Here is a 7,268-nt window from a genome sequence, read left to right on the forward strand (position 1 = left end):
ATTGCAGAAAAGCCCCGACCAAATCAGCCCAAAACGGGCAGATGGTCGGGGCTTTTCTGCAATCCCGCCTCTCCCCTGCGCCCTCCCCTACGCCTCCCGGCAGATCAGGAGGAGGGCTCTGTCGTCGTTCACGTCTTTGGCCACCGCTTCGATCAAGTGCCAGGCCGCGCCGTGGAAGCCGCCGGCGACGTAGCGGTCGGCCTCGCCCGTGAGGCGGTCCATTCCTTCGGCGATCTCGCGGTCGGAGGTCTCCACGAGGCCGTCCGTGAAGAGCATCAGGACGTCGCCGGGGCGCAGCATGCCCTTGACCGGGTCGAACTGCGCGCCGTCGTAGACGCCGAGGAGCGGGCCCTGGCCCGACTTCTCCTCCCAGCGGCCGCTGCCCGCGCTCAGCTGGAGGCCCGGCGGGTGGCCCGCCGAGAAGAGTTCGTAGTCGCCGGTCTCCAGGTCGAGGACCAGGTGGATGGAGGTCGCGAAGCCCTCGTCCCAGTCCTGGCGGAGCAGATAGCCGTTGGCGGCGGGCAGGAAGGCGTGCGGGGGCAGCGAGCCGAGCAGGCCGCCGAAGGCGCCGGACAGGAGCAGCGCGCGCGACCCGGCGTCCATGCCCTTGCCGGAGACGTCGGTGAGGACGGCCTCCAGCGTGCGGCCGCCGTTCGTGCGGGCCGCGACCACGAAGTCGCCGGAGAAGGACTGGCCGCCGGCCGGGCGCAGCGCCATCTCGCGGTGCCAGCCGCGCGGCAGCTTCGGGAGCTTGCTCTGGACACGGATGCGCTCGCGCAGGTCGAAGAGCATGGTGCCGCCACCGCGCCAGGGCACGCCGACCCGGCTGCGGAACTGCGCGATCAGGAGACCGAAGAAACCGCAGGCGGCGACCACGAGGACGACGCCCGGGGTGACCCTGGAGGGGCCCTCCGCGTAGGGGCCGAGCTTGATCGACTCGACGATCAGGGCGACCGCCGACGCCGCGTACAGGCCGAGCAGGCTGGCGGGGCGCAGCAGCAGGCCGCCCGCGACGATGGGCAGCACGAGCGCGGCCGGTGAGCACCAGACGTTGTTGACGATGGTGCAGCAGGTGATCACGGGGATGGTCAGGAGCAGACCCGCCAGCGCGACCCAGTCCGAGCCGTCGCCGCGGAAGTAGTCGACCCCGGATTTGCGCAGCGTGATGCGGGCCCGGTGCACCCTCTTCTTCATCCGGGCCGTGAACGTCTCGGCTTCCGCGCGCCGTTCGCGTCGCGCGCGCCGTACTCCTCGTACTGCCATTGCTCGTGGACCCTATCCAGCGGGCCGGGCACTTCGCACGGGAGGTCCCAGTTGTCCCCCGTCAGGGGCATGCCGAAGGACGGGTGGCGACGGGCGGCGGGCGGGGCCGGACAAGGGCCCGGCGGCTTCGCGGGGAGCGGAAATACGGTCGCACCGGCCCTCGGCGCGCTGGTAGGCATGGCATATGACGAAAGACGTGCGGGTGCTCGCCGAGGACGACTGGAACACGTGGTACGACGCGCTGGAGCTCGCCTTCGGCGGCGTCGCCGAGTCCGACGAGGAGCGGGAGCTGTGGCGCGCGCTCACCGAGGTGGACCGGTCGATCGGCGTGTGGGACGGGGACGCGTGCGTGGGCACGACCGGGGCGTTCTCCTTCCGCCTCGCGGTGCCGGGCGGCGCCCTGGTGGACGCGGCGGGCGTGACGATGGTGAGCGTGGCGGCGACGCACCGGCGGCGCGGGATCCTGACGTCGATGATGCGGCGGCAGCTGGACGACGTCCGCGCGGGGGGCGAGCCGCTGGCCGTGCTCACCGCCTCCGAGCCGGTCATCTACGGCCGGTTCGGGTACGGCGCGGCCACGCAGCAGATGAAGGCCGACATCGACACGACCCGGGTGAGTCTGTCCATGCCGGCCGGTGCGGACGACGTACATCTGCGGTACGCCGGGCCCGCCGACGTCCACGCCGCGTGCGAGGCGCTCTACGCACGACGGGTGCCGGAGCGGCCGGGCATGCTGGCCCGGCAGCCGGGCTGGGAGCGGCTCGGGCTGCTCGACCCGCCGGGCGAGCGGAGCGGCTCGTCGCCGCTGCGGTGCGTGGTCGCCGAGCGCGCGGGCGAGCTCGTCGGGTACGTGCGGTTCGCCGTGAAGCCCGAGTGGGACTGGCAGGGCCCCAAGGGCTCGGTCCACGTCCGCGACATCGAGGCCCTCGACCCGGCGGCGTACGCGGCGCTGTGGCGGTTCCTCTTCGGCATCGACCTGACGTCGTCGGTCGTCGCCCGCAACCGTCCGGTGGACGACCCGCTGCTGCAGCTGGTGTCGGACATCCGCCGCTGCGACCTCACGGTGCGCGACTCGCTGCACGTGCGGCTCGTGGAGGTGGGCGCGGCGCTCGCGGCCCGTACGTATCAGGCGCCCGTGGACGTGGTGTTCGAGGTCGAGGACGCGTTCTGCCCCTGGAACGAGGGGCGTTGGCGGCTCACCGGCGACACCAAGGGCGCCTCGTGCGAGCGCACGGACGACGCGGCCGATCTCGCCCTGTCCGTCAAGGAGTTGGGCGCGGCCTACCTCGGCGGTGTGTCCCTGTCGTCACTGGCGGGCGCGGGCCGGGTACGCGAGCTGCGCCATGGCGCGCTGACCGAGGCCTCGGTGGCGTTCGGTTCGGACGCGGCACCGTGGCTGCCACACGGGTTCTAGCCGGAGGCCTCGGGCGCGGCGGCGCTCAGGCCCGGCCCTGACAGGTCGGGCACCAGAAGAGGTTGCGGGCGGCGAGGTCGGCGGTGCGGATCTCGCCGCCACAGATGTGGCAGGGCATGGTCGCCCTGCGGTAGACGTACACCTCGCCGCCGTGGTCGTCGACGCGCGGCGGGCGGCCCATCGCCTCGGGCGTGTGCTCGGGCCTGACGGTGTCGATGCGGTTGAGGCGGACGCCCTCGCGCATCAGCTCCACGAGGTCGGCCCAGATCGCGGTCCACTGGGCCTCGGTGAGGTCCTTGCCGGGGGTGTACGGGTCGATGCCGTGCCGGAAGAGGACCTCGGCGCGGTAGACGTTGCCGACGCCCGCGATGACCTTCTGGTCCATGAGGAGGGCGGCGACGGTGGTGCGGCTGCGGGAGACGCGGCGCCAGGCCTTCTCCGGGCCGTCGGCGTCCCTGAGCGGGTCGGGGCCGAGCCGGTCGTGTATCGCCTGCTTCTCCTCGTCGGTGACGAGGGCGCAGGTGGTGGGGCCGCGCAGGTCGGCGTAGTACGTGTCGTTCGCCAGGCGGAGGCGGACGGTGTCGGTGGGCGGCGGGGCGGGGACCTCGCCGAGGGCGTACTTGCCGAAGAGGCCGAGGTGGACGTGGATCCAGCCGGTGCCCTCGAAGCCGAGGAAGAGGTGCTTGCCGTGGGCCTCGGCGCCGTCCATCACCTGGCCGGTGACCAGGGCCGCGCTGTCGCTGAACTTGCCCTGCGGGCTGGTCGCCCGGACGGGACGGCCCGCGAAACGGTCCCGGTGATCGGCGGCCAGGCGATGAATCGTGTGCCCCTCCGGCACGGGTCCCTCCGGAAATGAGTGCGGAGGGGCTGGGAGATCAGCCCCTCCGGCGATCGAGGTGCGGGGTCCGGGGCGGCGCCCCGCGGCCTCGCTACTGCTGGGGGTGTCCGGCGGGGATCGGGGGCAGCTCGCCCGTCTCCTCGTAGGCCGACAGCATCTCGATGCGGCGCGTGTGACGCTCCTCACCCGAGTACGGCGTGGCCAGGAAGATCTCGACGAACGTCGTCGCCTCGTCCTGGGTGTGCATGCGGCCGCCGATGGAGATCACGTTGGCGTTGTTGTGCTCACGGCCGAGCGCGGCGGTCTGCTCGCTCCAGGCCAGGGCCGCCCGCACGCCCTTCACCTTGTTCGCGGCGATCTGCTCGCCGTTGCCCGAGCCGCCGATGACGATGCCGAGGGCGTCCGGGTCCGCGGCGGTCTTCTCCGCGGCACGGAGGCAGAACGGCGGGTAGTCGTCCTGGGCGTCGTAGATGTGGGGCCCGCAGTCGACGGGCTCGTGGCCGTGGCTCTTGAGCCATTCGACCAGGTGGTTCTTGAGTTCGTAGCCGGCATGATCCGAGCCGAGGTACACGCGCATGCGTCCGAGTGTGGCACGTCCCGGGGCGGGTAGCCGCGACCGGGGCAGGGAGTTGATCTCCCTGTTCAGGACCTTGGTCCAGGCCTTTGGTCGGAATACAACGATCCGGATTCAGGACTTCCGTCCCGTTCACCCCTGAGTTTGAATGCGGGGGCTCGTGACCCGAGAACTTAAGGATTCGTCCATGACCTCGCAACCCTCCCTTGCGAAGGCAGACAGCGCCCCCGCATCGCCTGGGGATCCGCAGTCTGGAGACAGTGGTGGCGCCGACGACGGCCTGAAAGCGGGTCTCAAGAACCGCCACCTCTCGATGATCGCCATCGGCGGTGTGATCGGCGCCGGTCTCTTCGTCGGCTCCAGCTCCGGCATCGCCGCGGCCGGACCCGCCATCCTCATCTCGTACGCCCTCGTCGGCGCGATGGTCGTCCTCGTGATGCGGATGCTGGGCGAGATGGCCGCCGCACGGCCGACCTCCGGCTCCTTCTCCACCTACGCCGACCAGGCACTCGGCCGCTGGGCCGGTTTCTCCATCGGCTGGCTGTACTGGTTCTTCTGGGTCGTGGTCCTCGCCGTGGAGGCCACCGCGGGCGCGGTGATCCTCAACGGCTGGATACCGGCGGTCCCGCAGTGGGGCTGGGCGCTCATCGTGATGGTGGTGCTCACCGCGACGAACCTCGTCTCGGTCGGCTCCTACGGCGAGTTCGAGTTCTGGTTCGCCGGCATCAAGGTCGTCGCGATCGGCGCGTTCGTCGCGATCGGCCTGCTCGCCGTCTTCGGCGTGCTCCCCGGCTCCGACAACCCCGGCGCGGGCTTCGCGCACCTCACCGACGCGGGCGGCTTCTTCCCCAAGGGAGCGGGCGCCATCCTCACCGGTGTGCTGATGGTCGTCTTCTCCTTCATGGGCAGCGAGATCGTCACGCTGGCCGCCGGTGAGTCCGAGGACCCGCAGCGCGCGGTCACCAAGGCGACGAACAGCGTCATCTGGCGCATCGGCGTCTTCTACCTGGGCTCGATCTTCGTCGTCATCACGCTGCTGCCGTGGAACGCCGAGTCGATCACCAAGGACGGCTCCTACGTCGCCGCGCTGAACTCGATCGGCATCCCGCACGCCGGCCAGGTCATGAACGTCATCGTGCTGACCGCCGTCCTGTCCTGCCTCAACTCCGGCCTCTACACCGCCTCCCGCATGGCCTTCTCGCTCGGCCGGCGCGGCGACGCGCCCAAGGCCTTCGCGCGGACCAACGCCCGCGGTGTGCCGCAGGCCGCGATCCTCGGCTCCGTCGTCTTCGGCTTCCTCGCCGTCTGGTTCAACTACCAGTGGCAGGACACCGTCTTCGACTTCCTGCTCAACTCCTCGGGCGCGGTGGCCCTCTTCGTGTGGCTGATCATCTGCTTCACGCAGCTGCGGATGCGCGGGATCATCCTGCGCGAGGAGCCGGAGAAGCTCGTCGTGAAGATGTGGCTGTTCCCGTATCTGACCTGGGTCACGATCGCGATGATCTCGTTCGTGCTGGTCTACATGCTCGTCGACGAGGCCGGCCGCAAGCAGATCCTGCTCTCGCTGCTCGCCGCGGCGTTCGTGGTCGCGTTCTCGCTGGTGCGGGAGAAGCGCCGCTCGCGCGAGCGGCCCGTGGCCGACGAGGCCAAGGACCAGGTCGAGGCCTGATCCCGGATCGCACAGCCCCTTCGTACGAAGCCCCCGTGGTCGCGGACCGCGGGGGCTTCGTCGCGTTCCGGGGGGCGCCGGAAATGTTGACGGCGGATGTCAGGTTATTGCGGGACGCTCTCCCCCGTCAGAGAGAAACACGCAGCTCATGGTCTCGACGGAGGCTCCCCGTGGACATCACCGCCCAGCGCATCGCGTTCCGGCCCGGCGACGCCGGATACGACGAGGAACTCGCCGGATTCCAGACCGGTTTCGCGGCGCGGCCCGCCGTCGTGTTCGGCGCGGAGACCGCGGCCGACGTCGTCGCCGCCGTGTCGTACGCCACCGCACGCGCCCTGCCCGTCGGCGTCCAGGCCACCGGGCACGGCCTGCCGGGCGCCTCCGAGCTCTTCTGGGGCCTGCTCGGCGGCGGCGCCAACCTCGGCGTGGTCACGGAGCTGGAGATCGGCCTGGTGCCGGTCACCCGGGTGCACGGCGGGGCCGTCGCGTTCGACGGCCGGGAGGTCGACCCGGCCGCCCTGCTGCGCGGCTACGAGGAGTGGACGCGGACCGTGCCCGACGAGCTGACCTAGTCGCTCTCGGCCCTCGCCTACCCGGACATCCCCCAGCTCCCGCCGCATCTGCGGGGCCGCTATCTCGTCTCGGTCCACGTCGCGTTCACCGGTACGCCGGCGGAGGGCGAGCGGCTCGTGGCGCCGCTGCGGGCGCTCGGGCCCGCCGTGTCGGACACGCTGCGGGAGATGCCGTACACCGAGAGCCGCACCATCCACAGCGACCCGGACTTCCCGCACGCCTACTACGGCGACAGCGTGGTCCTCGACGGCCTCGACGTGCGTGGCGCCGCCGAACTCCTCGCGCTGACCGGGCCGGAGGCGGCCTCGATGCACGTGGTGAAGATCCACCACCTGGGCGGGGCGCTGGCGCGGCCCGCGCGCAACGCGGTGTCCCACCGCGGGGCGGGCTGGGTGGCGATGATCCTCTCGCCGCTGGACGGGACGGACGTCGCGACGGTGCGGGAGCTGCACGCGGAGGCGTTCGGGCGGGTGGCACCGCAGGCCGTGGGGCGGTTCCTCAACTTCGCGTTCGGGGGCGGCGACCGGCCGGAGGGGATCTACGAGCCGGAAACGCGGAAGAGGCTCGCCGAGTTGAAGGCCACGTACGACCCGGCGAACCTCTTCAGGCGGAACTACGACGTCGGTTGAGCGGGTGGTGCCGCGTCAACGGGACACCGCGCGCTCGCGGCCGCTCAGCGGTCGAGCAGCTTCCAGGCCGTGGGCAGCGCGCCCATCGCGAGCGCGGCCTTGAGGGCGTCGCCGATCAGGAACGGCGTGAGGCCGGCCGCGACGGCCTGGGTCAGCGACATGCCGGTGGCGGCGGCCAGGTACGGGACGCCGACCGCGTAGATGATCGCGGAGCCGAGGACCATCGTGCCCGCGGTGCGCAGCACGGAGCGGTCGCCGCCGCGGCGGGCGAGGGCGCCCACGACCGTGGCGGCGAGCAGCATGCCGAG

The 7,268-nt window shown here is 71.6% G+C and carries 6 protein-coding genes and 1 pseudogene; 3 read left to right on the top strand and 4 right to left on the bottom strand.

What is annotated here, in order from left to right:
- Window positions 1-87 precede the first annotated feature (87 nt).
- A complete protein-coding gene (locus AOK22_RS37245) occupies window positions 88-1,263 on the bottom strand; it encodes a PP2C family protein-serine/threonine phosphatase (protein WP_055703084.1) in 1,176 nt (391 codons plus the stop codon).
- Between the two features lie 184 nt (window positions 1,264-1,447).
- Between AOK22_RS37245 and AOK22_RS37250 the strand changes: the two genes are divergently transcribed.
- Window positions 1,448-2,677: a GNAT family N-acetyltransferase gene (locus AOK22_RS37250; protein WP_055703085.1), complete on the top strand. Its 1,230-nt coding sequence runs from the start codon at window positions 1,448-1,450 to the stop codon at window positions 2,675-2,677.
- Window positions 2,678-2,702: 25 nt separating this feature from the next.
- Here AOK22_RS37250 and AOK22_RS37255 read toward each other — a convergent pair whose 3' ends face one another.
- Window positions 2,703-3,515, bottom strand: a complete 813-nt coding sequence (locus tag AOK22_RS37255) for an Fpg/Nei family DNA glycosylase (protein WP_055703086.1) — start codon at window positions 3,513-3,515, stop codon at window positions 2,703-2,705.
- A 91-nt stretch (window positions 3,516-3,606) separates the two neighbouring features.
- Window positions 3,607-4,092: a ribose-5-phosphate isomerase gene (locus AOK22_RS37260; RefSeq protein ID WP_055703087.1), complete on the bottom strand. Its 486-nt coding sequence runs from the start codon at window positions 4,090-4,092 to the stop codon at window positions 3,607-3,609.
- 184 nt (window positions 4,093-4,276) lie between these two features.
- On the opposite strand from AOK22_RS37260, the gene AOK22_RS37265 reads away from it, so the two are divergent.
- Together AOK22_RS37265 and AOK22_RS37270 are read left to right on the top strand one after the other, a co-directional pair.
- Entirely contained in the window at window positions 4,277-5,758 is a 1,482-nt protein-coding gene (locus tag AOK22_RS37265) for an amino acid permease (protein ID WP_055703088.1), read from the top strand.
- A gap of 83 nt (window positions 5,759-5,841) precedes the next feature.
- Window positions 5,842-6,960 (top strand): annotated as a pseudogene (locus AOK22_RS37270) (BBE domain-containing protein).
- Window positions 6,961-7,004: 44 nt separating this feature from the next.
- Here the strand turns inward: AOK22_RS37270 and AOK22_RS37275 are convergent.
- Window positions 7,005-7,268, bottom strand: a 264-nt coding sequence (locus AOK22_RS37275) for a biotin transporter BioY (protein ID WP_167357936.1), incomplete at its 5' end; no start/stop codon positions are given.

Origin of the sequence: Streptomyces silaceus (assembly GCF_001419745.1) — a bacterium.
Classification (GTDB): domain Bacteria; phylum Actinomycetota; class Actinomycetes; order Streptomycetales; family Streptomycetaceae; genus Streptomyces; species Streptomyces silaceus.